Annotated in this window: 36 protein-coding genes and 1 pseudogene; 7 read left to right on the forward strand and 30 right to left on the reverse strand. The window is 68.7% G+C overall.

Features of this window, described 5'->3' with window-relative positions:
* Nucleotide 1: 1 nt before the first annotated feature.
* The 20 genes from rpmD to rpsJ form a co-directional block, all read right to left on the reverse strand.
* On the reverse strand, nt 2-184 hold the full coding sequence (gene rpmD, locus ACFYPA_RS24170) for a 50S ribosomal protein L30 (RefSeq protein WP_024491595.1): 183 nt from the start codon (nt 182-184) through the stop codon (nt 2-4).
* Nucleotides 184-789 carry a 30S ribosomal protein S5 gene (gene rpsE, locus ACFYPA_RS24175; protein WP_359078354.1) on the reverse strand — a complete coding sequence of 202 codons (606 nt, stop codon included), beginning with the start codon at nt 787-789 and terminating at the stop codon, nt 184-186. Before rpsE ends, rpmD begins: the two co-directional genes overlap by 1 nt.
* 47 nt (nt 790-836) lie before the next feature.
* A complete protein-coding gene (rplR, locus tag ACFYPA_RS24180; protein WP_219569007.1) occupies nt 837-1,220 on the reverse strand; it encodes a 50S ribosomal protein L18 in 384 nt (127 codons plus the stop codon).
* A 3-nt stretch (nt 1,221-1,223) separates the two neighbouring features.
* Nucleotides 1,224-1,763 carry a 50S ribosomal protein L6 gene (gene rplF, locus ACFYPA_RS24185; protein ID WP_359078351.1) on the reverse strand — a complete coding sequence of 180 codons (540 nt, stop codon included), beginning with the start codon at nt 1,761-1,763 and terminating at the stop codon, nt 1,224-1,226.
* Nucleotides 1,764-1,784: 21 nt separating this feature from the next.
* Nucleotides 1,785-2,183 carry a 30S ribosomal protein S8 gene (rpsH, locus tag ACFYPA_RS24190; protein ID WP_219569008.1) on the reverse strand — a complete coding sequence of 133 codons (399 nt, stop codon included), beginning with the start codon at nt 2,181-2,183 and terminating at the stop codon, nt 1,785-1,787.
* Between the two features lie 224 nt (nt 2,184-2,407).
* Nucleotides 2,408-2,593, reverse strand: a complete 186-nt coding sequence (locus ACFYPA_RS24195; protein ID WP_024491590.1) for a type Z 30S ribosomal protein S14 — start codon at nt 2,591-2,593, stop codon at nt 2,408-2,410.
* Between the two features lie 2 nt (nt 2,594-2,595).
* The gene (rplE, locus tag ACFYPA_RS24200; protein WP_018550615.1) at nt 2,596-3,153 is read right to left on the reverse strand and encodes a 50S ribosomal protein L5; all 558 of its coding nucleotides are present in this window, start codon (nt 3,151-3,153) and stop codon (nt 2,596-2,598) included.
* Nucleotides 3,153-3,476 (reverse strand): 50S ribosomal protein L24, encoded by a 324-nt coding sequence (gene rplX, locus ACFYPA_RS24205; protein WP_018550616.1) that lies wholly within the window; start codon nt 3,474-3,476, stop codon nt 3,153-3,155. The genes rplE and rplX overlap by 1 nt, the downstream gene beginning before the upstream one ends.
* 2 nt (nt 3,477-3,478) lie before the next feature.
* Complete coding sequence (gene rplN / locus ACFYPA_RS24210) at nt 3,479-3,847, reverse strand: 50S ribosomal protein L14 (RefSeq protein ID WP_003966950.1); 369 nt, start codon at nt 3,845-3,847, stop codon at nt 3,479-3,481.
* A gap of 107 nt (nt 3,848-3,954) precedes the next feature.
* Entirely contained in the window at nt 3,955-4,239 is a 285-nt protein-coding gene (gene rpsQ / locus ACFYPA_RS24215) for a 30S ribosomal protein S17 (RefSeq protein WP_024494977.1), read from the reverse strand.
* The gene (gene rpmC / locus ACFYPA_RS24220) at nt 4,239-4,463 is read right to left on the reverse strand and encodes a 50S ribosomal protein L29 (RefSeq protein WP_024494976.1); all 225 of its coding nucleotides are present in this window, start codon (nt 4,461-4,463) and stop codon (nt 4,239-4,241) included. The genes rpsQ and rpmC overlap by 1 nt, the downstream gene beginning before the upstream one ends.
* The gene (rplP, locus tag ACFYPA_RS24225) at nt 4,463-4,882 is read right to left on the reverse strand and encodes a 50S ribosomal protein L16 (protein WP_003966953.1); all 420 of its coding nucleotides are present in this window, start codon (nt 4,880-4,882) and stop codon (nt 4,463-4,465) included. Before rplP ends, rpmC begins: the two co-directional genes overlap by 1 nt.
* A 5-nt stretch (nt 4,883-4,887) precedes the next feature.
* On the reverse strand, nt 4,888-5,724 hold the full coding sequence (gene rpsC, locus ACFYPA_RS24230) for a 30S ribosomal protein S3 (protein ID WP_326738105.1): 837 nt from the start codon (nt 5,722-5,724) through the stop codon (nt 4,888-4,890).
* Nucleotides 5,724-6,071 carry a 50S ribosomal protein L22 gene (gene rplV, locus ACFYPA_RS24235; RefSeq protein ID WP_073733141.1) on the reverse strand — a complete coding sequence of 116 codons (348 nt, stop codon included), beginning with the start codon at nt 6,069-6,071 and terminating at the stop codon, nt 5,724-5,726. Before rplV ends, rpsC begins: the two co-directional genes overlap by 1 nt.
* Nucleotides 6,072-6,113: 42 nt before the next feature.
* Nucleotides 6,114-6,395, reverse strand: coding sequence for a 30S ribosomal protein S19 (gene rpsS, locus ACFYPA_RS24240; RefSeq protein WP_015610726.1), 282 nt, complete (start codon nt 6,393-6,395; stop codon nt 6,114-6,116).
* A gap of 12 nt (nt 6,396-6,407) precedes the next feature.
* Nucleotides 6,408-7,244: a 50S ribosomal protein L2 gene (gene rplB, locus ACFYPA_RS24245; protein WP_024494973.1), complete on the reverse strand. Its 837-nt coding sequence runs from the start codon at nt 7,242-7,244 to the stop codon at nt 6,408-6,410.
* A gap of 39 nt (nt 7,245-7,283) precedes the next feature.
* A complete protein-coding gene (rplW, locus tag ACFYPA_RS24250) occupies nt 7,284-7,607 on the reverse strand; it encodes a 50S ribosomal protein L23 (protein WP_356322373.1) in 324 nt (107 codons plus the stop codon).
* Nucleotides 7,607-8,257, reverse strand: coding sequence for a 50S ribosomal protein L4 (gene rplD / locus ACFYPA_RS24255; RefSeq protein ID WP_359078345.1), 651 nt, complete (start codon nt 8,255-8,257; stop codon nt 7,607-7,609). Before rplD ends, rplW begins: the two co-directional genes overlap by 1 nt.
* Nucleotides 8,258-8,261: 4 nt before the next feature.
* Nucleotides 8,262-8,906 (reverse strand): 50S ribosomal protein L3, encoded by a 645-nt coding sequence (rplC, locus tag ACFYPA_RS24260; protein ID WP_136328436.1) that lies wholly within the window; start codon nt 8,904-8,906, stop codon nt 8,262-8,264.
* Between the two features lie 14 nt (nt 8,907-8,920).
* The gene (gene rpsJ, locus ACFYPA_RS24265) at nt 8,921-9,229 is read right to left on the reverse strand and encodes a 30S ribosomal protein S10 (RefSeq protein ID WP_003948644.1); all 309 of its coding nucleotides are present in this window, start codon (nt 9,227-9,229) and stop codon (nt 8,921-8,923) included.
* A 504-nt stretch (nt 9,230-9,733) separates the two neighbouring features.
* Here rpsJ and ACFYPA_RS24270 point away from each other — a divergent pair.
* Nucleotides 9,734-11,404, forward strand: a complete 1,671-nt coding sequence (locus tag ACFYPA_RS24270; RefSeq protein ID WP_359313752.1) for an RNA ligase family protein — start codon at nt 9,734-9,736, stop codon at nt 11,402-11,404.
* On the forward strand, nt 11,404-13,602 hold the full coding sequence (locus tag ACFYPA_RS24275) for an RNA repair domain-containing protein (RefSeq protein ID WP_389134120.1): 2,199 nt from the start codon (nt 11,404-11,406) through the stop codon (nt 13,600-13,602). The genes ACFYPA_RS24270 and ACFYPA_RS24275 overlap by 1 nt, the downstream gene beginning before the upstream one ends.
* Before the next feature lie 3 nt (nt 13,603-13,605).
* On the opposite strand, the gene ACFYPA_RS24280 is transcribed toward ACFYPA_RS24275, so the two are convergent.
* The 3 genes and pseudogenes from ACFYPA_RS24280 to ACFYPA_RS24290 all read right to left on the reverse strand — a co-directional run bounded on the left by ACFYPA_RS24280 (nt 13,606) and on the right by ACFYPA_RS24290 (nt 14,519).
* Nucleotides 13,606-13,815 (reverse strand): DUF397 domain-containing protein, encoded by a 210-nt coding sequence (locus ACFYPA_RS24280; RefSeq protein WP_389134124.1) that lies wholly within the window; start codon nt 13,813-13,815, stop codon nt 13,606-13,608.
* A pseudogene (locus tag ACFYPA_RS24285) lies at nt 13,812-13,997 on the reverse strand (transcriptional regulator); the annotation flags it as partial. The gene ACFYPA_RS24280 and the pseudogene ACFYPA_RS24285, both read right to left, overlap by 4 nt.
* Nucleotides 13,998-14,045: 48 nt before the next feature.
* The gene (locus tag ACFYPA_RS24290) at nt 14,046-14,519 is read right to left on the reverse strand and encodes a hemerythrin domain-containing protein (protein ID WP_389134127.1); all 474 of its coding nucleotides are present in this window, start codon (nt 14,517-14,519) and stop codon (nt 14,046-14,048) included.
* 83 nt (nt 14,520-14,602) lie between these two features.
* Between ACFYPA_RS24290 and ACFYPA_RS24295 the strand changes: the two genes are divergently transcribed.
* Complete coding sequence (locus ACFYPA_RS24295) at nt 14,603-15,070, forward strand: GNAT family N-acetyltransferase (protein WP_389134130.1); 468 nt, start codon at nt 14,603-14,605, stop codon at nt 15,068-15,070.
* A gap of 96 nt (nt 15,071-15,166) precedes the next feature.
* Here ACFYPA_RS24295 and tuf read toward each other — a convergent pair whose 3' ends face one another.
* The 6 genes from tuf to ACFYPA_RS24325 form a co-directional block, all read right to left on the reverse strand.
* Nucleotides 15,167-16,360: an elongation factor Tu gene (gene tuf / locus ACFYPA_RS24300; RefSeq protein WP_024493167.1), complete on the reverse strand. Its 1,194-nt coding sequence runs from the start codon at nt 16,358-16,360 to the stop codon at nt 15,167-15,169.
* 159 nt (nt 16,361-16,519) lie between these two features.
* Nucleotides 16,520-18,649, reverse strand: coding sequence for an elongation factor G (gene fusA / locus ACFYPA_RS24305; protein WP_359078333.1), 2,130 nt, complete (start codon nt 18,647-18,649; stop codon nt 16,520-16,522).
* Between the two features lie 38 nt (nt 18,650-18,687).
* The gene (rpsG, locus tag ACFYPA_RS24310; protein WP_014154599.1) at nt 18,688-19,158 is read right to left on the reverse strand and encodes a 30S ribosomal protein S7; all 471 of its coding nucleotides are present in this window, start codon (nt 19,156-19,158) and stop codon (nt 18,688-18,690) included.
* A gap of 2 nt (nt 19,159-19,160) precedes the next feature.
* Nucleotides 19,161-19,532: a 30S ribosomal protein S12 gene (rpsL, locus tag ACFYPA_RS24315; RefSeq protein ID WP_003948652.1), complete on the reverse strand. Its 372-nt coding sequence runs from the start codon at nt 19,530-19,532 to the stop codon at nt 19,161-19,163.
* A 303-nt stretch (nt 19,533-19,835) separates the two neighbouring features.
* Nucleotides 19,836-20,489 (reverse strand): hypothetical protein, encoded by a 654-nt coding sequence (locus ACFYPA_RS24320; protein ID WP_389134135.1) that lies wholly within the window; start codon nt 20,487-20,489, stop codon nt 19,836-19,838.
* A gap of 225 nt (nt 20,490-20,714) precedes the next feature.
* Nucleotides 20,715-21,155, reverse strand: a complete 441-nt coding sequence (locus tag ACFYPA_RS24325; protein ID WP_359078329.1) for a helix-turn-helix transcriptional regulator — start codon at nt 21,153-21,155, stop codon at nt 20,715-20,717.
* A 198-nt stretch (nt 21,156-21,353) separates the two neighbouring features.
* Here ACFYPA_RS24325 and ACFYPA_RS24330 point away from each other — a divergent pair, with 198 nt between their 5' ends.
* Nucleotides 21,354-22,103 carry a hypothetical protein gene (locus tag ACFYPA_RS24330; protein ID WP_389134138.1) on the forward strand — a complete coding sequence of 250 codons (750 nt, stop codon included), beginning with the start codon at nt 21,354-21,356 and terminating at the stop codon, nt 22,101-22,103.
* Nucleotides 22,100-22,294: a hypothetical protein gene (locus tag ACFYPA_RS24335; RefSeq protein WP_359313765.1), complete on the forward strand. Its 195-nt coding sequence runs from the start codon at nt 22,100-22,102 to the stop codon at nt 22,292-22,294. Before ACFYPA_RS24330 ends, ACFYPA_RS24335 begins: the two co-directional genes overlap by 4 nt.
* A gap of 94 nt (nt 22,295-22,388) precedes the next feature.
* On the opposite strand, the gene ACFYPA_RS24340 is transcribed toward ACFYPA_RS24335, so the two are convergent.
* Nucleotides 22,389-22,649, reverse strand: coding sequence for a hypothetical protein (locus tag ACFYPA_RS24340; RefSeq protein ID WP_359078325.1), 261 nt, complete (start codon nt 22,647-22,649; stop codon nt 22,389-22,391).
* Nucleotides 22,650-22,950: 301 nt separating this feature from the next.
* Here ACFYPA_RS24340 and ACFYPA_RS24345 point away from each other — a divergent pair, with 301 nt between their 5' ends.
* Together ACFYPA_RS24345 and ACFYPA_RS24350 are read left to right on the forward strand one after the other, a co-directional pair.
* On the forward strand, nt 22,951-23,361 hold the full coding sequence (locus ACFYPA_RS24345) for a hypothetical protein (protein WP_359078323.1): 411 nt from the start codon (nt 22,951-22,953) through the stop codon (nt 23,359-23,361).
* Nucleotides 23,362-23,486: 125 nt separating this feature from the next.
* On the forward strand, nt 23,487-24,095 hold the full coding sequence (locus tag ACFYPA_RS24350) for a phage tail protein (RefSeq protein ID WP_389134143.1): 609 nt from the start codon (nt 23,487-23,489) through the stop codon (nt 24,093-24,095).
* Nucleotides 24,096-24,230 lie beyond the last annotated feature (135 nt).

Consider the following 24,230-nt stretch of genomic DNA (forward strand, 5'->3'; position numbering starts at 1 on the left):
GTCAGTCGACCTCCTCAACCGTCACGAGGTGGCGGACGGTGTTAGCCATTCCGCGGAACTCGGGGCGGTCCTCCTTGACAACCACGTCGTGCAGGCGCTTGAGCCCGAGCGAACGCAGGGTGTCGCGGTGGTTCTGCTTGCTGCCGATGTACGACTTCGTCTGCGTGATCTTGAGACGGGCCATTACGCACCCGCTCCCGCACGAGCACGAAGCAGAGCCGCGGGGGCGACGTCCTCGAGGGGCAGACCGCGGCGGGCCGCGATCTCCTCGGGACGCTGCAGGCCCTGGAGGGCCGCCACGGTCGCGTGCACGATGTTGATCGGGTTCGAAGACCCGAGCGACTTCGACAGGATGTCGTGAACGCCGGCGCACTCCAGAACGGCGCGCACCGGGCCACCCGCGATCACACCGGTACCGGGGGAAGCAGGCTTGAGCAGAACGACGCCCGCAGCCTTCTCGCCCTGGATCGGGTGAGGGATCGTGCCCTGGATACGCGGAACCTTGAAGAAGTTCTTCTTGGCCTCTTCAACGCCCTTGGCGATGGCCGCGGGAACTTCCTTGGCCTTGCCGTATCCGACACCGACGCTGCCGTCGCCATCGCCCACCACGACGAGCGCGGTGAAGCTGAAGCGGCGACCACCCTTTACGACCTTGGCGACGCGGTTGATCGCGACGACTCGCTCGACGTACGCGGTCTTCTCGGCGGCGCTGGGGCCACCGTCACGGCCCTTCCGGTCCCGCCGCTCGCCGCCACCGGCACCGCTTCCGCGGCGCTGGGGTCCAGCCATTGGAATTACCTCTCTCTGTTACGTCCGCTGTGCGTAGGAACCGGGGCTTAGAACTTCAGCCCGGCTTCACGGGCGGCGTCAGCCAGAGCGGCAATCCGCCCGGCGTACTGGTTACCACCGCGGTCAAACACGACGGCCTCGACGCCTGCGGCCTTGGCGCGCTCGGCGACCAGGGCCCCGACCTGCTTGGCGAGGGCACTCTTGTCACCCTCGCCACCGCGGATGGAAGCGTCAAGCGTCGACGCCGACGCGAGCGTGTGGCCCGCGATGTCGTCGATGACCTGAGCGACCATGTGACGGTTCGAACGCGTCACAACCAGGCGCGGACGCTCGGGCGAACCCGAGATGTGCTTCCGCACGCGGATGTGGCGGCGCTTGAGGGCGGCACGCTTGTAGGCGTCACCCTTGGCAATCTTTACACCGTATGCCATGGCTTACTTACCCGCCTTTCCGACCTTGCGGCGGATAACCTCGCCGGCGTACTTGACGCCCTTGGCCTTGTACGGGTCAGGCTTCCGCAGCTTGCGGATCTTCGCCGAAACCTCGCCGACCTTCTGCTTGTCGATGCCCTCGACGCTGAACTTCGTGGGCGACTCGACCTTGAAGGTGATGCCTTCGGGGGCCTCGATGAGGATCGGGTGGCTGTAGCCCAGGGCGAACTCCAGATTGGAGCCCTTCGCCTGGACTCGGTAACCGACACCGCTGATCTCGAGCGCCTTGATGTATCCCGTGGTCACGCCGGTGATCATGTTCGCCACCAGCGTGCGGGACAGGCCGTGAAGGGCCTTGTTCTGACGCTCGTCGTTCGGGCGGATGACGTTCAGAACGCCGTCCTCACCCTTGGTGACCTCGATCGGCGCGGCAACGGTGTGCGAGAGGGAGCCCTTGGGCCCCTTCACCGCGACCGTACGGCCATCGATGGTGACGTCCACACCGGCGGGAACCTGGATGGGGAGCTTGCCGATTCGCGACATGAGCTTTTCCTCCGTTCCCGACTACCAGACGTAGGCGAGGACTTCCCCACCTACGCCCTTCTTGCTGGCCTGCTGGCCGGTCAGGAGACCGTGGGACGTGGAGATGATCGCCACGCCCAGGCCGCCGAGAACCTTCGGCAGATTGGTGGACTTTGCGTATACACGCAGACCCGGCTTCGAAATACGCTTGATGCCGGCGATCGAACGCTCGCGGTTCGGACCGAACTTCAGGTCGAGCACGAGGGTCTTGCCGACCTCGGCGTCCTCGACCTTCCAGCCGGTGATGAAGCCCTCCTGCTGGAGGATCTCCGCGATGTGCGACTTGATCTTGCTGTGCGGCATCTTGACGTCGTCGTGATACGCCGAGTTCGCGTTACGCAGACGCGTGAGCATGTCTGCGATGGGATCAGTCATGGTCATGAGTTGGCCTTCGGCCTCTCTCGCCGGGGTTTCCTGTATGCGCCATCCCTCTCCCCACTCAGTGGTGGGACGGGTGCGGTGCGGGGACCTACGGCGTAGTAAGTCGGTCTTGGGCGGCAGGCGCCCAACCACACAAGCCTACGGCATGTGCGGGCGGGTTCCTGCCGACCAGATACTTACCGAGAGTCTCCGGGTAATCCCAACGCCCAAAGGGCGAAGGAGAGTTACCAGGAGCTCTTGGTCACGCCCGGCAGCTCGCCACGGTGAGCCATCTCACGAAGGCACACGCGGCACAGGCCGAACTTGCGGTAGACGGAGTGGGGCCGGCCGCAGCGCTGGCAGCGGGTGTACCCGCGGACGCCGAACTTCGGCTTACGGGCGGCCTTAGCGATCAGGGACTTCTTCGCCACGGTCAGTTCTCCTTGAACGGGAAGCCGAGGTGACGAAGGAGGGCACGACCCTCGTCGTCATTGGTCGCCGTGGTGACCACGGTGATGTCCATGCCCCGGACCCGGTCGATCTTGTCCTGGTCGATCTCGTGGAACATGACCTGCTCCGTGAGACCGAAGGTGTAGTTGCCACGGCCGTCGAACTGCTTCGGCGACAGGCCACGGAAGTCACGGATACGCGGCAGCGCGAGCGACAGCGTACGGTCCAGGAACTCCCACATGCGGTCACCACGGAGGGTGACGTGGCAGCCGATCGGCTGCCCCTCGCGCAGCTTGAACTGCGCGATCGACTTGCGGGCCTTGGTGACGGCCGGCTTCTGACCGGTGATCGTGGTGAGGTCGCGCACGGCCCCATCGATCAGCTTGGAGTCGCGGGCGGCGTCGCCCACACCCATGTTGACCACGATCTTGACCAGACCGGGAATCTGCATGACGTTCTCGTAGGAGAACTCCTCACGCAGCTTGCCGGCGATTTCCTCGCGGTAGCGCGTCTTGAGACGCGGCGCAGTGGTGGTAGTCATCAGATGTCCTCACCGGTGCGCTTGGCAACGCGGATCTTGTTGCCCTCGTCGTCAAAGCGGTAGCCGACGCGAGTAACGACCTTGTTGCCGTCCTTCTCAACAACCAGCTGCACGTTGCTGACGTGGACGGGGGCCTCGGTCGTCACAATGCCACCGGTCTGCGAACCGCGAGCGGTCTGACCGGCCTTCGTGTGCTTCTTGACCCGGTTGACACCCTCGACGAGGACGCGGTCCTGAGCAGGGTAGGCAACGATGACCTTGCCCTGCTTGCCCTTGTCCTTACCGGTGATGACCTGAACCAGGTCGCCCTTCTTGATCTTCATGCTTACAGCACCTCCGGCGCGAGCGAGATGATCTTCATGAACTTCTTCTCGCGCAGCTCACGGCCCACCGGGCCGAAGATACGGGTGCCGCGGGGGTCACCGTCGTTCTTCAGAATGACGGCGGCGTTCTCGTCGAAGCGGATGTACGAGCCATCCTGACGACGACGCTCCTTGACGGTGCGAACGATGACGGCCTTGACGACGTCACCCTTCTTCACGTTGCCACCGGGGATCGCGTCCTTGACGGTGGCGACGATGACGTCACCGATGCCCGCGTAGCGGCGACCCGAGCCACCGAGAACACGGATGGTGAGAATTTCCTTCGCACCCGTGTTGTCGGCGACACGCAGTCGCGACTCCTGCTGGATCACGTCTATCTCCTGATCGTCTGCCGGTTCCCGACGGGGGCCGCTCCGTTACCGGAGCGAACCCCCGCCGAGCCTGGCGGAACCTGCCTGAGGGGAATGCCCCTCAGGAATTACTTGGCCTTCTCGAGGATCTCGACGACGCGCCACCGCTTCGTGGCGGACAGCGGCCGGGTCTCCATGAGGATGACACGGTCGCCGACGCCGGCGGCGTTCTGCTCGTCGTGAGCCTTGAGCTTGTTCGTACGGCGGATGACCTTGCCGTACAGCGCGTGCTTGACGCGGTCCTCGACAGCGACGACGACGGTCTTGTCCATCTTGTCGCTGACGACCAGACCCTCACGGGTCTTACGGAAACCGCGGTCAGTGTTCGTCTCAGTCACAGTCTTCTCGCTCATCAGACGCTCTCCACCGTCTCGATGCCGAGCTCGCGCTCGCGCATCAGGGTGTAGATCCGGGCGATGTCCTTACGGACGGACTTGAGCCGGCCGTGGTTCTCGAGCTGTCCGGTCGCCGCCTGGAAGCGGAGGTTGAACAGCTCTTCCTTGGCCTCGCGGAGCTTGTTGAGGAGCTCCTCGTTGCCCAGCTCGCGCAGCTCGGACGTCTTGGTACCGGCCGACATCACGACTCACCTGCCTCGCGCCGAACAATCCGGCACTTCATCGGAAGCTTGTGAGCAGCGCGGGTGAGCGCCTCACGAGCAATCTTCTCGTTCGGGTAGGACAGCTCGAACATCACCCGACCCGGCTTGACGTTCGCGATCCACCACTCGGGGGAACCCTTACCGGAACCCATGCGGGTCTCGGCAGGCTTCTTCGTCAGGGGACGGTCCGGGTAGATGTTGATCCAGACCTTGCCGCCACGCTTGATGTGACGGGTCATCGCGATACGAGCGGACTCGATCTGACGGTTCGTCACGTACGCCGGGGTCAGCGCCTGGATGCCGTACTCGCCGAACGCAACCTGCGTGCCACCCTTGGACATGCCGCTGCGCTTCGGGTGGTGCTGCTTGCGGTGCTTGACCCTACGGGGGATCAGCATTTCGGTCAGGCCTCCGTTCCGGTGCTCTCAGCCGCCGGAGCAGCGGCGGTCGCGTCGGCCTTGGGGGCCTCGGCGGCCGGAGCCGACTGCTGCGGCTTGCGGCCGCGACCGCCACGCTCGCCACCACGGCCACCGCGGCCGGCCGGACGGTCAGCGCCGCCACGGGCCGGGCGGTTGCCCGCACGGGCAGCAGCGTTCTCGGCGCGGACCTCGGCGATGTTCTTGACGTCGCCCTTGTAGATCCAGACCTTCACGCCGATGCGGCCGAAGGTCGTCTTGGCCTCGAAGAAGCCGTAGTCGACGTTCGCACGGAGGGTGTGCAGGGGCACGCGGCCCTCGCGGTAGAACTCCGAGCGGGACATCTCGGCGCCGCCGAGGCGACCGCCGCACTGGATCTTGATGCCCTTGGCGCCGGCCTTCATCGTGCTCTGCATGCTCTTGCGCATGGCACGACGGAAGGAGACGCGGGAGGAGAGCTGCTCGGCGACGGCCTGGGCCACCAGCTGAGCGTCCACCTCGGGGTTCTTGACCTCGAGGATGTTCAGCTGGACCTGCTTGCCGGTCAGCTTCTCCAGCTCGCCACGGATGCGGTCGGCCTCGGCGCCGCGGCGGCCGATGACGATGCCCGGGCGGGCGGTGTGGATGTCAACGCGGACGCGGTCGCGGGTGCGCTCGATCTCAACCTTCGAGATGCCGGCTCGCTCCATGCCCTTCGTCATCATGCGACGAATGGCGACGTCTTCCTTGACGTAGTCCTTGTACAGCTTGTCGGCGTACCAACGGGACTTGAAGTCCGTGGTAATGCCGAGCCGGAACCCGTGCGGGTTTACCTTCTGGCCCATTACCGGGTTCCTTCCTTGCTGCTGACGACCACGGTGATGTGGCTGGTCCGCTTACGGATCCGGTAGGCACGGCCCTGAGCACGCGGACGGAACCGCTTCAGGGTCGGGCCCTCGTCCACGAACGCCTCGCTGATGACCAGCGAAGAAGCGTCAGGGTGGTCGTAGTTGTGTGCAGCGTTGGCAATGGCGCTGTCGAGCACCTTGCCAACCGGCACGCTCGCGGCCTGCGGGGCGAAACGCAGGACCGCCTGAGCCTCCGTGGCATCCATGCCACGGATGAGGTCCACCACTCGGCGGGCCTTCATGGGCGTGACGCGGATGTACCGCGCCTGGGCCCTGGCTTCCATGGTTGTCCCTTCGGTGTGAGTCATAGTCGTTTCCACCCCGCGCTAGCGGCGCTTCGACTTCCGGTCGTCCTTGACGTGGCCGCGGAAGGTGCGAGTCGGCGAGAACTCGCCGAGCTTGTGGCCGACCATCGACTCGGTGACGAACACCGGGACGTGGATCTTGCCGTTGTGCACCGCGATGGTGTGACCCAGCATGGCCGGGATGATCATCGAGCGACGGGACCAGGTCTTGATGACGTTCTTGGTGCCAGCTTCGTTCTGGACGTCCACCTTCTTGACGAGGTGGCCGTCGACGAAGGGCCCCTTCTTGAGACTGCGCGGCATCTAAACCCGCTCCTAGCGCTTCTTGTTCGTCTTGCGGCGGCGGACGATGTACTTGCTCGATGCCTTCTTCGGCGAGCGAGTACGACCCTCCTTCTGACCCCACGGCGAGACCGGGTGACGTCCACCGGAGGTCTTGCCTTCACCACCACCGTGCGGGTGGTCGACCGGGTTCATCGCAACACCGCGGACGGACGGGCGAACGCCCTTCCAGCGCATGCGACCGGCCTTGCCCCAGTTGATGTTCGACTGCTCGGCGTTGCCGACCTCGCCGATCGTGGCGCGGCAGCGCGCGTCGACCAGACGGATCTCACCCGACGGCATACGAAGGTGGGCCATGGTGCCCTCCTTCGCCAGCAGCTGCACGGAGGCACCCGCGGAACGGGCGAACTTCGCGCCGCCGCCGGGCCGCAGCTCGATGGCGTGGATGGTCGTACCGACCGGGATGTTGCGCAGCGCCAGGTTGTTACCGGGCTTGATGTCGGCGGCGGGGCCGTTCTCGACACGGTCGCCCTGACCCAGGCCGCGCGGCGCGATGATGTAGCGCTTCTCGCCGTCGGCGTAGTGCAGGAGCGCGATGCGCGCGGTGCGGTTCGGGTCGTACTCGATGTGCGCGACCTTGGCCGGCACGCCGTCCTTGTCGTGACGACGGAAGTCGATCACGCGGTAGGCGCGCTTGTGGCCACCACCCTGGTGGCGAACGGTCACACGACCGGTGTTGTTACGGCCGCCCTTGCTGTGCAGGGGGCGGACCAGCGACTTCTCCGGCGTGGACCGCGTGATCTCGACAAAGTCGGCGACGCTGGAGCCACGACGGCCCGGGGTCGTCGGCTTGTACTTGCGGATACCCATTTCTCAGTCCTCGTCCGATTCCGGACGACTCGACCTCCGTTAGGAGGTCGGGCCGCCGAAGATGTCGATTCGGTCGCCCTCAGCGAGGGTCACGATGGCGCGCTTGGTGTCAGCGCGCTTGCCGAAACCGGTCTTGGTGCGCTTGCGCTTACCCTGACGGTTGATCGTGTTGACCCCGGTGACCTTGACCGAGAAGACCGCTTCCACGGCCTGCTTGATCTGGGTCTTGTTGGAGCCGGGCGCGACGATGAACGTGTACTTGTTCTCGTCGAGCAGCGCGTAGCTCTTCTCCGAGACAACCGGCTTGACGAGAACGTCACGCGGGTCGTCGTAGGTCTTGCTGGTAACGGTCGCCTCACTCATCAGGCGTCGCTCCCTTCGGTCTCAGCGGTCTGGGGGCCAGACACGAAGGACTCGAAAGCGGCCTGGGTGAAGACCACGTCGTCAGAGACGATCACGTCGTACGTGTTCAGCTGGCCCGGGTCCAGGATGTGCACCTGGGGCAGGTTGCGCGCGGAGAGCCACGCGGCCTCGTCACTGCGCTCGACGACCAGGAGCACGTTGTTGCGCTCCGAGATCTTGCCGAGCAGCGTCTTGACGGACTTGGTGGAGATCCCACTCTCGATCACGCCGGTGACGACGTGGATGCGGGAGTGACGCGCCCGGTCCGAGAGGGCACCGCGCAGGGCGGCGGCCTTCATCTTCTTCGGGGTGCGCTGCGAGTAGTCGCGCGGCTTGGGGCCGTGCACGACGCCACCGCCGACGAACTGCGGCGCGCGGGTCGAACCCTGGCGGGCGCGGCCGGTGCCCTTCTGGCGGTAAGGCTTGCGCCCACCACCACGGACTTCGCCGCGACGCTTGGTCGAGTGCGTGCCCTGACGGGCAGCTGCCAGCTGTGCGACAACGACCTGGTGGATCAGCGGAACGCTGGTCTTCGCGTCGAAGATCTCCGCGGGGAGCTCGACGGTACCGGCCTTGTCGCCTGCCGGCGAAAGGATGTCAATGGTGCTCATTACCTCAAGCCCCCTTGGCCGCGGTACGGACCAGGACGAGGCCGCCGTTCGGACCGGGGACCGCGCCCTTGATGAGCAGCAGACCCTTCTCCGCGTCAACCGCGTGGATGGTCAGGTTCTGGGTGGTGACGCGCTCGTTGCCCATCCGGCCGGCCATGCGCATGCCCTTGAAGACACGCCCAGGGGTGGCGCAGCCACCGATCGAACCGGGGGAACGGTGCTTGCGCTGGACGCCGTGTCCGGCGCCGAGGCCCTTGAAGTTGTGACGCTTCATGACACCGGCGAAGCCCTTGCCCTTGCTCTTGCCCGTGACGTCAACCTTGACGCCGGACTCGAACACCTGGGCGGTGATCTCCTGGCCGAGCGTGTACTCGCTCGCGTCAGGGGTGCGGAGCTCCACCAGGTGGCGGCGCGGGGTCACGTCGGCCTTGGCGAAGTGGCCCTTGAGGGGCTTGTTCACCTTGCGCGGGTCGATCTCGCCGAAGGCGATCTGGACCGACTCGTAGCCGTCGCTGTCGTTCGTACGAACCTGCGTCACGACGCACGGCCCGGCCTTGACGACGGTCACCGGGACAACCCGGTTGTTCTCGTCCCAGACCTGGGTCATGCCGAGCTTCTCGCCCAGGACGCCCTTGATGTTCTTGCTCATCTCGGCCCGTCCCCTCAGAGCTTGATCTCGATGTCGACGCCAGCCGGCAGGTCGAGGCGCATCAGCGAGTCAACCGTCTTCGGCGTGGGGTCGAGAATGTCGATGAGGCGCTTGTGCGTGCGCATCTCGAAGTGCTCGCGAGAGTCCTTGTACTTGTGCGGCGACTTGATGACGCAGTACACGTTCTTCTCAGTGGGCAGCGGCACCGGGCCCGCGACCGACGCACCAGTGCGGGTCACCGTCTCGACGATCTTCTTCGCCGAGGAGTCGATGACCTCGTGGTCGTAGGCCTTGAGCCGGATGCGGATCTTCTGTCCCGCCATGGCTACTAGTAGTCCTGTCTCTCGTAACGCTCTGGAACCCGGAGGTTCGGTAACTTCACTCCGACCCACGCGGTCGGGCGTGTCGCATCCCCTCTACGTAGAAGTCCCGAAGGATTTCCCAACCAAGGGGGTGCGGGCCAGAGACCGCGCTGCCGGGGGTGAAACCCCACCGGGTGCCTGGCCGGTGCCACACATACGCTTCCCGAAAGATTCCCGTACGTCCGGCCCTTACAGGGCCGACGAGTACTGTGGGACTCGCTTCCGGTCCTCCCGGCGGGAGGCGCGCAGCATTGACACTCAACCGAGCAACCTGGTCAGTGTGCCATACGGGGCACGAGCCTGGCCAATCGGGCGAGGATCTTACTCCCCGCGCGGTCATGGTCAAACGCAGGCACGAATCGCGGCGGCCGCTCCCTGTCCCCTGCCGCGATATTCGGGTGAGTGCCGCAGGTCTCCGCTCCTACAGTGACGGGGCCGGAACGGCGACTCACGGGGGCAGGGAACATGCGTACGCACTATCCACGAACGCCTCATCTGCCCTGGTCACCCGGGGCCACCTCGGACGACGTGCGCCTGGCCGACCTCGCCGGGCTGACCGGCTCCGAGGTCGTGGTCACCGAGAAGCTCGACGGCGAGAACACCACGCTGTACGCCGACGGGCTGCACGCCCGCTCCCTCGACTCGGCGCACCACCCCTCCCGGGGATGGGTCAAGGCACTCCAGGGACGCATCGGCCCCCGCGTTCCGGCGGGGTGGCGGATCTGCGGGGAGAACATGTTCGCCCGCCACTCGATCCCGTACGAGGACCTCGCGGGCCACTTCTACGGCTTCTCCGTCTGGGACGGCGAGGTCTGCCTGGACTGGGACCGGACCGTCGCCTTCCTGCGGGACCTGGGGATACCGACGCCGGCGGTGCTGTGGCGCGGCGTGTTCGACCCCCGGGCCCAGAAGGCGCTGCGCGCGCTGAAGCCGGACACGGACCACCAGGAGGGTTACGTCGTCCGCCCCGCCGAGAGCTTCCCGGCCGCCGCGTTCAAGCGGCGCGTCGCGAAGTGGGTGCGGCCGGGCCATGTGACGACGGACACCCACTGGATGCACACCGAGGTGGTGGAGAACGGGCTGGGCCCGGCCGCCGCCCTGTGGGCCGTGCGCTCGGGCGCCCCGGTGGACCCGGCGGCGCTCGCCGTCGCGGTGGGCACCGGTCCGGGTGACGCGGCCGCCGCCCTCGCGACGGGTGACGCACTGGACGCGCGGGGCCGCACGGGCGACGACCGGCTGGCCGGGGTGCTCGCCGCCCTGCTCCACCGCACCCGGCGGGCGGAGCTCGCGCCCGCGCTCGCCGGACCGCTCGGGGTGCCCCTGGCGCGGCGGACCGCGGACCTCGTCGGCCTGTACCCCGCGCTGCACCGCCCGTACCCGGACGAGGAGCGCCACGGCGGCCTGGCGCGGATGTCCCTCGCCGCCGATCTGCCCGTCCTGCACGCACTGGCCGGCGCGCTGGCCGAGACGCCCGGGGCCCGCGAGCAGGTGGAGTGGTCGGCCCTGCACGCCCAGGACGTGGCCGAACCGGACGGACTGCGCGAGGCCTTCACCGATCTGGAGCCGGACGCCGCCGCGCGCTGCCTGGCGCAGGCCCGCGAGGCGTACGCGCTCGGCCGCATCAGCACGGCGGAGGAGGCGGTCGCCGCGACGTGGCGGTGGCGATCCGGCGACTTCCCCTCCCTGATCCATCTGGTCGGCCCGTCCGGCAGCGGGAAGAGCACCTTCGGCCGCGGTCTGCCGGGCACCACGACGTACCTCTCGCTCGACGACCTGCGTGAGTCCCGCGGCTCGCGCGCCGACCAGAGCGCCAACGCGGACGTCCTGCGCGAGGGCCTGCGGCGCCTGGACGCGGCCCTCGTCCCCGGCGCCACCGTGGTCTGGGACGCCACCTCGCTGGGCCCGCACCAGCGCTCCCTGGTGCACGCGGTCGCGGAACGCAAGGACGCCCTGGTCACCCATGCCGTGGCGTGGGTGGGCGCGGACGAGCTGACCGCCCGCAATGGGCGTCGCGCCCACCCCGTGCCCCCGGAGGTCCTGGCCTCCCAGCTGCGGCGCTTCGTACCCCCGTATCCCGGCAGGGCGCACCGCACCTGGTACGTCGGGACGAGCGGAACCGTGGAGGACCGGGCCTGATGCGTACGAGCGAGGAGATCTACCACCGGGTCCGCTGGGACGCCCGGTTCGACCCGGCGCGCTTCGTGCTCGGGGTCGCCCAGCGCGGCCGTGACCCCAAGCGCGTGCCGCTGGAGCGGTTCACGCCGGGCGGGGACATCCCCTGGCACCGGGTGCTGTTCTTCGAGGCGGACGGCGAGGTGGTGTGGGACCGTGCCTCCGGCGTGGACGCTCTCGACGCGACGGAGGCGGGCCGGGTCCGCGGCCCGCGCCGGCTGCCGTCCCCCTACTTCCTCTCGCGCGTCCCGCACTCCCACTCCCCGGCCACGGGCACCTGGGAACCGTCCTCCCCCGGGCCGTCGGCCCCCTCCGCTCCCCTGACGATCCTCACCTGGAACACCCTCTGGGACCGGTACGACAGCGACCGCATCGACACGGCCCGGCGCCGCCCGCTCCTGCTGGACGCCCTGCGCGCGGCGGACGCGGACGTCATCGCGCTCCAGGAGGTCGAGCCCGCGCTGCTCGACCTGCTGCTGGGCTGCGACTGGGTGCGCGACGGGTACTTCCTCGCCACCGATCCGGCCGGCCGCGACGTGCCCGACTGCGGTCTGCTGCTGCTCAGCCGGCTTCCGGTGAGCGAGGCGGGCCTCTACTCCCTGGGCCCGCACAAGGCGGTGGCGGCAGCCGTCGTGGAGACGGCCGAGGGCCCCGTCACGGTGGCCGCGACCCATCTCAGCAGTGACCACTCCCCCGCCGGTGCCACTCGCCGTGACACAGAACTGGGCGCCCTGGCAACGGCGTTGGCCGGCATCGACGGCGAACTGCTCCTCGTCGGCGACTTCAACGACGGCGGCGACCGCCCCCAGACCCGTCTGGCGATGACGGACGCGTGGAACGAGGTGCACGGCCCCACCGACACCACCCCCACCTTCGATCCGTCCGTGAACCCCCTCGCGGCCGCCTCCTCCCTGTCGGGACGTGCCTCCCGCCTGGACAGGGTGCTGCGGCGTACGGAACGGCTGCGCGCCAGGTCAGCGACCCTGACGGGCGAGGTGCCCGGTGCGGAGGGGCTGTACGTCTCCGATCACTACGGGGTACGCGTGGAGCTGGGCCCGGCCGCTGTCGCCGCCGATGCCGGTCACGTCACCGAGCGGGTCGCCGCGGCCCTGCCCGGCGCCCGCGTCCACGTCGTCGGCTCGCGGCGCATGGGCTGCGCGGCGCCCGGCGCGGATCTGGACCTGGTCGCGGCGCTGCCCGGCGCCTCCGATCCGGGAGGTGTACGACAGCGGCTGGCCACCGCGTTCCCGGAGGCCCTGGACCTGCGTGAGGTGGAGGGCGCCCGGGTGCCCGGTCTGCGCTGGCACCTCGGCGGTCTCCGGGTCGACCTGGTCACCGTGGCGACCGGCGCCCTGTCCCCGGACGCGGCGGTCGCCCGCCGCTCCGAGCTGGGCGATGCGGCGGCGGTCGCGCTGAGCGCGGTGAGCGACGCCGACGCGGTGCTCGCGGCGGCGGCCCCGCACCGGGAGGCCTTCGCCGCCCTCGCCAGGGACGTCAAGGAGTGGGCGGGAGCGCGTGGGCTCGATTCCGCGCCCTGCGGCGGGCTGCCGGGCCTCGCCTGGGCCGTGCTCGCGGCCCGCACCGCGCACGAGGCGGGCGATCTGCCGCCGCTCGCGCTGCTCCGGCACTTCTTCGCAACCTGGGCGGTGTGGGACTGGGACGAGGCGGTGGGACCGGGACCTGCCCGGGGGCCTGTGACGGTGCTGACCCCGACTACGCCGGTGCGCTCCTGCACCCCGCAGGTCTCGGTCGCGGGTCGCGATCTCCTTGCCGCCGAGCTCTACCGGGCCTGGGAGATCGTAGAGGCAGCCGAGTCCGCGCGGTCCTCGGAGTCCTCGGAGGAGGGTGTCGACCCGCGCCCTCTGCTGTGCGCGCCGGCACGCCTCCCTGAGCTGCACCCGTCCTGGGCCCTCGCCTCCGTGCCCTCGGGCGCCCCGGACGAAGGACGACTGCGCGGCAGACTCCTGTCCCTGTCCGCCGCCCTCGCCGAGGCGGGGCACGCTGACTGCCGCGTCTGGCCGCGCCCGGTCACGGCCGGCGGTCGCGCGGGGTACGCGATCGGGCTCGGGACGACCCCGCCACCGGCTCACCGTCTGGCGGAGATCGGGGCGGAGGTGCTGCGGGGCATCCGGGACGCGTCGTTGGCCCCGGTACGTATGTAACGGTCAGCGCCCAGCGGCGTACGGAACAAAGTCCGCCCACGCGTCCTCACCGAAGGTGAGCTGCGGCCCCGGCAGGTTCTTCGAGTCGCGGACGAGCACCGGGTCGGGGGCTGTCGCGACCTCGACGCAGGAGTCCCCTTCGCTACTGCCGCGGTAACTGCTCTTGAACCACACCAACCCGGGAGCGTTCCCGGCAGAGGTCTCGCAGATCATGTCTCTCCCAGTAGTTGCTCGATGAAGACCAACGACTCCCGTGGCGCGAGAGCCTGGGCCCGGATCACCCCCTAGCGCAGTTCAAGGATCCTGAGCTGCTTCAAATCGGACACCGGCCGGCCCGCGAACGCTCCATCCGACCGCCCCACCGCAGTGCCGTCCTCGAACTTCAATACCTCGACGCCACGGACCGAATCCACCGGGTCGTGGATACTTCCCCCCGCCCCTCGCTACCGCCCGAGGCCCCCGCCCGCCTCCGGGTGCGCCGTGCGCCACGCCGTCATCGAGCGGTCCCACTCGTCCCCCGACAGCGCGGTGATCGAGGCCGGGAACAGGCCGTCCTCCTCCTTCGCGATGTGGTGGTACAGCTCGTCGACCGCCTCGCGCAGCCGTACGACGTCCTCGGCCCTGTTCAGATCGACTTCACCGAGGAAAGCGGCGAGTTCGCGGTGTTCCCGCACCAGCGCGTCGATGTATCCGGCGTACTCCGAGTCGGCGCTCATGACCGCGAAGAGACCCAGCTCCTCCCCTTGCCAATGGGCCCGCAGCTCCCGTCCCATCCGGGCCACCAGTTCCGCGGCGAGGGCCCGGTCACCGGAGTCCAGGGCGCGCAGCGCACCGCCCGCCGCATCGGTCACGGACTCGTGCTCCGCGATGAACTCCTTGATCAACGGGATATCGCGGCAGCCGCAGTAGTGGCACATGCGCCCACTTTATGTAGATATGCGGCAGCTCCCGGCACAGCCGGCCGAGGACCCGCCGCCCGCACCTCTGACAGACTCCCGCCATGCATGTACGTACCACTCAGAGCTGGGCCCTGCGCCCGGCCACCGCGGCGGACCTTGAGGCCATAGCCGAGATCCGGGCCGTCGTGATGCGCCCGGACCTGGTTCGCCTCGGGCGCTACGACGAGCAGCGGGTGCGGCAGCGGCTCCGCGACTCCTACCTGCCCGAGTACACCTCGGTGATCGTCGTGGACGGCCGCTTCGCCGGCAGCGTCACCCTCCGCCCCTTCGAGGACGGCCGGTGCCTGGAGAGCTTCTTCCTCGATTCGGCGCTCCAGGGGCGCGGCATCGGGTCATCAGTCCTCGGTGCCCTGCTGGCCCGTACCGACGCCGAAGGAGTGCCGGTCCGCCTCAACGTGCTCCAGGGCAGCGCGGCCCGGCGGCTCTACGAGCGGCACGGGTTCGTCCTGGAACGGGAGGACCCGGTCGACGTGTTCATGGTGCGCCGTCCTCCCGTACCGACGGCCTGAGAAAAAGAAGAAGGGCCCCGTCCCACCGCTTGCGCGGCGGGACGGGGCCCTTCTCGGTGCTCTTGTGCGGAGCTACCAGGTCAGACGCTCAAGGACTTACTTGAGGATCTTGGTGACCTGGCCGGCGCCCACGGTCCGGCCACCCTCACGGATGGCGAACTTCAGGCCCTCTTCCATGGCGACCGGCTGGATCAGCGCGACGTTCATGAGGGTGTTGTCACCCGGCATGACCATCTCGGTGCCCTCGGGAAGGGTCACAACGCCCGTCACGTCCGTGGTACGGAAGTAGAACTGCGGGCGGTAGTTGTTGAAGAAGGGGGTGTGACGGCCACCCTCGTCCTTCGACAGGATGTAGGACTGGGCCTCGAACTCGGTGTGCGGCGTGACCGAACCGGGCTTGATGATGACCTGGCCGCGCTCGACGTCCTCGCGCTTGATGCCACGGAGGAGCAGACCGACGTTCTCACCGGCCTGGCCCTCGTCGAGCAGCTTGCGGAACATCTCGATGCCGGTGACCGTGGTGGTGGTCTTCTCGGTCTTGATACCGACGATGTCGACGGTCTCGTTGACCTTGAGGACACCACGCTCGATACGACCGGTGACGACCGTGCCACGACCGGTGATCGTGAAGACGTCCTCGATCGGCATGAGGAACGGCTTCTCGACGTCGCGCTCGGGCTGCGGGATGGACTCGTCGACGGCCTTCATCAGGTCGAGAACGGTCTTGCCCCACTCGGCGTCGCCCTCAAGAGCCTTGAGCGCCGAGACCTTGACGACCGGAAGGTCGTCGCCCGGGAACTCGTACTCGGAGAGGAGCTCACGAACCTCGAGCTCGACGAGCTCCAGGATCTCCTCGTCGTCCACCATGTCGGCCTTGTTCAGCGCGACGACGATGTACGGAACGCCGACCTGGCGGGCCAGGAGCACGTGCTCCTTGGTCTGCGGCATCGGGCCGTCGGTGGCGGCGACGACGAGAATGGCGCCGTCCATCTGCGCCGCACCCGTGATCATGTTCTTGATGTAGTCAGCGTGACCCGGGCAGTCGACGTGCGCGTAGTGACGCGACTCCGTCTGGTACTCGACGTGCGCGATCGAGATGGTGATACCGCGCTGGCGCTCTTCGGGAGCCTTGTCGATCTGGTCAAAGGCCGAGGCCTCGTTCAGGTCCGGGTACGCGTCGTGCAGCACCTTGGTAATGGCGGCCGTGAGGGTCGTCTTACCGTGGTCAATGTGACCGATGGTGCCGATGTTGACGTGCGGCTTAGTCCGCTCGAACTTTGCCTTCGCCACTGGGTCCTCCTGCGGAGTGGTTCTGTACGCCTTGCTTCATCGGCGCCAGGTGATCTTTGCTGGGATGCCGGGGCCGGGGGCATTCGACACATTGCTTGCGCGCCGTGTCAAATGCCCCACCAGGCTCCGGTGATAAGCCTAAAGCGTCAACTCGGGGAGTTACTCGCCCTTGGCCTTCGCGATGATCTCCTCGGCGACGTTCCGCGGAACCTCGGCGTAGGAGTCGAACTGCATCGAGTAGCTTGCGCGACCCGAGGTCTTGCTGCGGAGGTCTCCGACGTAGCCGAACATCTCCGAGAGGGGCACGAGGCCCTTCACGACGCGAGCGCCGCTGCGCTCCTCCATGGCCTGGATCTGGCCACGGCGGGAGTTGAGGTCGCCGATGACATCGCCCATGTAGTCCTCGGGCGTGGTGACCTCGACGGCCATCATCGGCTCGAGGAGCACGGGGGACGCCCTGCGGGCACCCTCCTTGAACGCCTGCGAACCGGCGATCTTGAAGGCGAGCTCCGAGGAGTCGACCTCGTGGTAACCACCGTCGAGAAGGGTGACGCGGACGCCGACCATCTCGTAACCGGCCAGGATGCCGAACTGCATGGCTTCCTGAGCACCCGCGTCCACCGAGGGAATGTACTCACGGGGGATGCGGCCACCGGTGACCTTGTTGACGAACTCGTAGGACGCGTCGCCACCCTCGATGGGCTCGATGGCGATCTGCACCTTCGCGAACTGGCCGGTACCACCAGTCTGCTTCTTGTGCGTGAAGTCGATGCGCTCGACGGCCTTGCGGATCGTCTCGCGGTACGCGACCTGCGGCTTGCCGACGTTCGCCTCGACGCGGAACTCGCGCTTCATGCGGTCGACCAGCACCTCGAGGTGAAGCTCGCCCATACCACCGATGATGGTCTGGCCGGTCTCCTCGTCGGAGTGCACCTGGAAGGACGGGTCCTCCTCGGAGAGGCGCTGGATGGCGACACCCAGCTTCTCCTGGTCGCCCTTGGACTTGGGCTCGATGGCGACCTGAATGACCGGCGCCGGGAAGTCCATGGACTCCAGGATGACCGGGTTCTTGTCGTCACACAGCGTCTCACCGGTGGTGGTCTGCTTCAGGCCCATGACGGCGATGATGTCACCGGCGCCCACCGACGCGATCTCCTCACGCTTGTTCGCGTGCATGCGGTAGATCTTGCCGATGCGCTCCTTCTTGCCCTTGACCGAGTTCAGCACCGCGGTGCCGGCCTCGAGGCGACCGGAGTAGATCCGGACGAAGGTGAGCTTGCCGAGGTGCGGGTCGCTCGCGATCTTGAACGCCAGGCCGGAGAACGGCTCGTCGTCCGAGGGCTTGCGCGAGATGACCTTCTCCGGGTCCTTCACGTCGTGGCCCTCGATGGCCTCGACGTCCAGGGGGGAAGGCAGGTAGCGCACGACCGCGTCGAGCAGGGGCTGGACGCCCTTGTTCTTGAACGCCGTGCCACAGAACACCGGGGTGACCGTGATGGAGTCCGCGGTGCCCTTCGACGCCAGCGTGATGCGACGGATCGCCTCGTGCAGCTGGTCCTCGGTGGGCTCGACGCCCTCCAGGTACAGCTCCATCATGGCGTCGTCGTTCTCCGAGACGGCCTCGAGGAGCTTGCCGCGCCATTCTTCGGCGGCCTCCTTGAGGTTGTCCGGGATCTCGACGGTGTTGTACATCTCGCCCTTGGCGGCCTCTTCGGGGTACACGAAGGCCTTCATCGTCACGAGGTCGACGACACCCGTGAAGTCGGCCTCGGCGCCGATGGGGAGCTGCATGACGATCGGGACAGCGCCGAGGCGCTGGACGATCATGTCGACACAACGGAGGAAGTCGGCACCGGTGCGGTCGAGCTTGTTGACGAAGCAGATACGCGGCACGCCGTAGCGGTCCGCCTGACGCCACACGGTCTCGGACTGCGGCTCGACGCCGGCCACACCGTCGAACACGGTGACGGCGCCGTCGAGGACGCGGAGCGAACGCTCCACCTCGACGGTGAAGTCGACGTGACCCGGGGTGTCGATGATGTTGATGGTGTGGTCAACATCATTGAGCGGCCAGTGGCAGGTCGTCGCGGCGGACGTGATCGTGATGCCGCGCTCCTGCTCCTGCTCCATCCAGTCCATCGTGGCAGCGCCGTCGTGGACTTCACCGATCTTGTACGAGACGCCGGTGTAGAAGAGGATCCGCTCAGTGGTGGTCGTCTTGCCCGCGTCGATGTGGGCCATGATCCCGATGTTGCGGACCTTGGCCAGGTCAAGCGAAGTGGTGGCCATAAGGCTCAATCTTCTCTCGGTCTCGATGGGGTAAGCGACTACCAGCGGTAGTGCGCGAAGGCCTTGTTGGACTCGGCCATCTTGTGGGTGTCCTCGCGCTTCTTGACGGCAGCGCCAAGACCGTTGGAGGCGTCGAGCAGCTCGTTCATGAGGCGCTCGGTCATGGTCTTCTCGCGACGGGCGCGGGAGTAGCCCACGATCCAGCGCAGCGAGAGGGTGGCGGCACGACCGGGCTTGACCTCGATCGGCACCTGGTAGGTGGCGCCACCGACACGGCGGGACTTGACCTCGAGCGAGGGCTTGACGTTCTCAAGCGCGCGCTTCAGCGTGATGACCGGGTCAGCGCCGGTCTTCTCGCGGAGGCCTTCCATGGCGCCGTACACGATCCGCTCGGCGGTGGAACGCTTGCCGTCGAGCAGGATCTTGTTGATCAGCGACGTGACAAGAGGAGAGCTGTAGACCGGGTCGATGATGACCGGGCGCTTCGGGGCGGGGCCCTTACGAGGCATTCTTACTTCTCCTTCTTGGCGCCGTAGCGGCTGCGGGCCTGCTTGCGGTTCTTGACACCCTGGGTGTCGAGCGAGCCGCGGATGATCTTGTAACGAACACCCGGCAGGTCCTTCACACGGCCACCACGCACGAGCACGATCGAGTGCTCCTGCAGGTTGTGTCCCTCGCCCGGAATGTAGGCCGTGACCTCGATGCCGGAGGTCAGACGCACACGCGCGACCTTACGGAGAGCCGAGTTCGGCTTCTTCGGGGTGGTCGTGAAGACACGCGTGCAGACGCCGCGACGCTGGGGCGAACCCTCGAGCGCGGGCGTCTTGTTCTTCTCGACCTTGTCCTGCCGGCCCTTCCGGACCAGCTGCTGAATCGTAGGCACTACTTCTCCGGTTTCTGTGTGCCGTCGGTGAAACTAACCTGGAACGTCCCCGACCCACGCGGTCGGGTGTGTCGGATACTGCGGGCCACTCCCCTGGAGCAGTGGAAGCACAGATCACGGTGGCCAAAGACGGACTCGCCATGCGGTTGAGGACACGCACACGAGCCCAGGCACACCCCAGGCACAAGGTCTGAGCGTACCTACCTCATCGACTCCGGTCAAAACAAATGCCCTGGAGGCGACGCACCCTCCCGGGATGACCGCAAGGCGGGTCCCACCTGGCACGCGGCCCCGTGTCACGCGTCACAGTGGCTCACCGTCGGGCGTGACCTGGTTCGCGTCCACGGCCGGCCGGCGCGACGTGGGGCGCAGCCGGGGAATCGTGGGCACCCGGGAGCTGCGGCTCTTGGGGACCAGTGCGGGGGCGGACGCGGCAGGCCTGCTCCTTCGCTCACCGTCGGCGGCCGGTCCGGGCCGCTCCTCGGCGGCGTCGCCTTCCCGGACCCGGTCCGCCGTGCCGCCCGCCTGCCGGCGGAGCGGGATCACGGCCGCCTGCCCGGACGCCTCGCTCACCAACCGTAAGGTACGGCCGCCCGCGGCCCTCGCCTCCTGGAGCACGGGCTCGTACTGAGCGGCGGCATCGCGCCAGCCGCTGGAGTAGGCGCGCAGCTCACGCCGCTCCACCTCCTCCCGCAGCAGCACCATGACCTCGCCGGGCGCATGGCTCTCGAGATGCCGGCCGAGTGCGGCGAGGAGCCCGGACAGCGTGTCCGGCTCGTCGGCTGGGTCGTCCGCGGGCGGGGGGACCGCGTCCGGTGTGCGGTCTGCGGGAGGGGGGCCCTCGGCCGGGGAGCCCGCAGGCGTCGCGGCTTCGGCGGGAGCCTCCGCGCCTGCGGCTGATTCCTCCGCGACGGGCTCTTCGGCGGGAATCCGGGGTCGCTCTTCACGCCCGGCCACACACACCCCCCGTTCTCCTGCCCGAACCGCACACCGGCACAGGTTCGTGCGCGCGGCGAGCGGGTGCGCGTCGCGTCACCGCTTCGCGCATGCCTGCTGGAGCGGGGGGACAGGCCGGCCCAGCTTACGGGCCCGCACCGGAGGCGGCTTGCCGGGGACCGCTCATGATCCACACGCGGGGCCGTGGCGCGGACCGGGCCCGGGGCGCGGACTCGGAGGCGTACGTCAGTCGGAGGCGAGCGGAGCCCGGCGCCCGGCGGCCGCCACCGCTTCCGATGGCAGGAACTGTCCGGCGATCCTGATGAACATCTCCCGCTGGTCCGCCGCGATCCCGAGCCCGTCCGCCGCCTCCTCGAGCGTGAGGCGCCCTTGGCCAGTGGACTGCCGGCCGGCCGACGGCAGCGGCAGGTCCTCCTCGGTGAGCCGGCCGGACTGGATGAGCATGTCGCGCACCGGGACCTGGAGCACCTGCGCCAGCCGTCGCGTGGTCTCCAGGTCGGGCATGCTCTGGCGCTGGAGCAGCCGGGTGATGGCCGCCCGATGGACTCCGGCCTCGTCGGCGAGGCGCGATTTTCCGCCACCGCGCGGGCTGTCGATGTCGAAGCCGCGCCGTCGGATCAGCTCCTCGATCCAGGTCGCGAAGCGGTCGAGTTCGCCTGTGGTCATGAGCGGTCGCCTCCCTCCGAAGCGAACTTCAGAGTATCGCGCTTGCGCGCACGGAATTACCCCCGCGCACCGTCTTGTTTGTGAGGATTCGGTCGACATAAAGGCCGTACCTTCCGGCCAAAAGCTCTTGCGCGCGAGCACGCAACATGCGAGCGTGCGACCACGCAACGAACTGTGTCCGGGGAGAAGGGACCGCCCATGACCACCCGCGCCGACAACGAGAAGACAGAGAAGCCCGCCCGTGACGCCCTGCTCTGGATCGAACTGCTGCTGAGGCAGTTCCCGGAGCTGCTCGGCGAGCTGGCCCCGTCACCCCACTCCTCCTCCGCGCCCCCGCCGGACCTCGGGAGGTCGTCCGCCCCGGCGGGCCGCACCCGAGCCGAACAGGAGGAGGCACTGCGGGCCGAACAACTGCACGGCCTCACCCCGTCCGGCCCCAGCACCGCACCCCTGCGGCTGCACGTCTCCGACGCCATACGCGACATCAGCGACGGCGTGGTGGAGCTCGACGAGGCGGTGCACGACCGGCTGCGCCTGCCGCGTCCCCGGCGCGCCCGGGTGGCCGAGCGGCTGCTCCGCGTGGCCGCACTGCTCGGGCAGGCGGCCGAAGACCCCCTGCTCACGGGCCATATCCGGGACGAGGCCCGCCGGATGGCACGGCGCTGCACCCGCGCGCTGGGCGCGGCGGAACCCGTCGTACGGGTCCGCGGCCGCTGCCCGTGGTGCGACTCGGTCTCCCTGCGCGCCTTTCCGGCCCGGCGTGCGGTGCTGTGCGTGAACCCCGCCTGCCGGTGCACGGGCCAGGACTGCGACTGCCGTACGGACCCGGCCCACCGGCACGCCTGGAGCGAGGGCGCCTGGGCGCGACTGGCGGCGGAGTCCGGGGCGGACCTCACGGAGCTGACCGGCTCGACGGTGGACACCGCGGAGCGGGAGGTGCGCCGATGACGGCGGCGACCCTGCTCACCGGTGCGCTGGCAGCCGACGAGGCGGGCGTGACACCGGCGACGATCCGCAAGTGGGTGCAACTGGGACGCCTGGCCCCCGCCGGAAAGCAGGGCCGGGCGCAGCTGTTCCGGTTGGAAGACGTCTTCGCGGCGGAGCGGGCGGCGCGGCGGAAACCGCGTACGGCCGGCTGAGGAAGGACCGGAGGGAGGGGGGAGGGGCGGACCCGCACGGGGCCGCCCCTCCCCCCTTCGCCATGTCCGCACCCCTGTCGCGTCCATGCGCGGGCTACATCCGGAACACCTGGGCGCCCTCCCCCTTGCCCCCGGAGGTCAGCGCCACCGCCTCGCCCCAGCCGCTGCGGAACCCCCGCGTCTCCGCCTCCACGGCGATCCTCGCCGCGACCTTGCCGACGACGGCGGTGAGCGTCCGGGCGACGTCTGCGGTGTACGTACCCGACTCCCCCGACTCCGCGGCCACTTCGACCACGGCGGCCATGACATCGGCCAGCCGATCCTGGGCCCCGATCACCATCGTGCTCCCGTCCACACCCGCTCCACTCCCTTGTGCCGCACGCCCAGTAACGGCGCTCCGTGCTTCAGAACCGCCACCTCTCGAATATGTGTTCGATACTCGCAGACTAACGCACCCGGCCCCCCTCATGCGGGAGTTGGACGGGCCTTCACAATTGCCACCTCGCACTAAGTGGTTGCGCGCACGCACGTTATGCGTCACAGTTGGTGCAGCGGCGGAGCTGCGCCCACCTTCCCTCCGGGGCGCGGCTCCGCCGTTCCCGTACCCGTACGCCCATCGGCTGCCGGCCGGCCGCGAACAGGAGTGATGCCCCGTCATGAGTTCATCCCCGAGCACCTTCCCCGACGTGGAGGCCATCGTCGTGGAGCTCCTCTCCGACCGCCCGGACCTCGCGGACGCGGTCGTGGACGAGACGCCGCCGCCGGGCTTCGACGGCACCCAGCCGGCGGTGATCGTCTCCCGGCGCGGCGGCGCCTGGATCGACGACCTCCATCTCGACCAGCCGCTCATCGAACTGGAGGCCTACGGCCCCGACAAGGTGACCGCGCACCGCCTCGCCAACGCCGCCCGCGCCGAGCTGCTCTCGGCGGTCGGCCGGACGTACGGGACGAACGTCGTGATCACCGACGTCGTCGAGGCCGACGGCCCGCGCTGGCTGCCCGAGTACCTGTACCCGGCGGCCAACCGCTATCTCACCGTCCTGCGGGTCTCCCTGCGCATCGGCTGACCCGGCCGCCACCACCACCCCGGCGCGATCCCGCGCCCCCACAGACGAGGCCCTGCCACCGGCGGGGCCTTTGCCGTACCCACGGCAGGCACGACCCCACACCGATTCATCCCAAGGAGCCATCCATGGCAGGCAACAACTCGTCCGAGATCCGCGTGGCCGGCACCGGCCGCATCCTCGTCGCGGACATCAACGCCCCCCTCCCGGCCGCCTTCTCCGACGACCCGTCGGCCGACTGGGGCGTGGAGTGGACCGACCTCGGCTACACCTCCACGGACGGGGTGACCTTCTCCAAGAAGGACAAGCTGGACCCGGTCGAGACGTGGCAGTCGATCAGCCCGGCCCGGTTCGTCTACGCGGACCGCGACCTGACGCTGAAGTTCTCGATGCTCCAGTTCAACGAGGACACGCTGCCCTTCTTCCTCGGCGGTGCCGCCGCGGACATCCGCCGCGACGCGACCAAGCCGGACATCGTCCAGTTCGACGTGCCGGACGGCCCGACCTTCGACGAGCGCGCGCTCGGCCTGGAGTTCACCGACGGCACGGCGGTCACCTACCGCTTCGTCATCCCGCGCGGCCAGGTGACGGCCACCGACGACATCAAGCTCGCCCGCAAGGCGGCCGCGATGCTCGGTGTCACCTTCACCGCCCTCTCCCCGGGCAACGACCAGGCGCTCGCCACCTTCGTCATGAAGGACACCGCCTACCAGGTTCCGGCCGGCGCCGGCGCCTGATTCCCCGCCGGGGGGGGGGGGGGGGCCCCCCCCCCCCCCCCCCCCGCCCCCCCCCCCCCCCCCCCCCCCGCGCCCCCCCCCCCCCCCCGGGGGGGGCGGCGCCCCCCCCCCCCCCCCCCCCCCGCGCGGGGCCGC

Origin of the sequence: Streptomyces sp. NPDC005775, from assembly GCF_042871565.1 — a bacterium.
GTDB lineage: Bacteria > Actinomycetota > Actinomycetes > Streptomycetales > Streptomycetaceae > Streptomyces.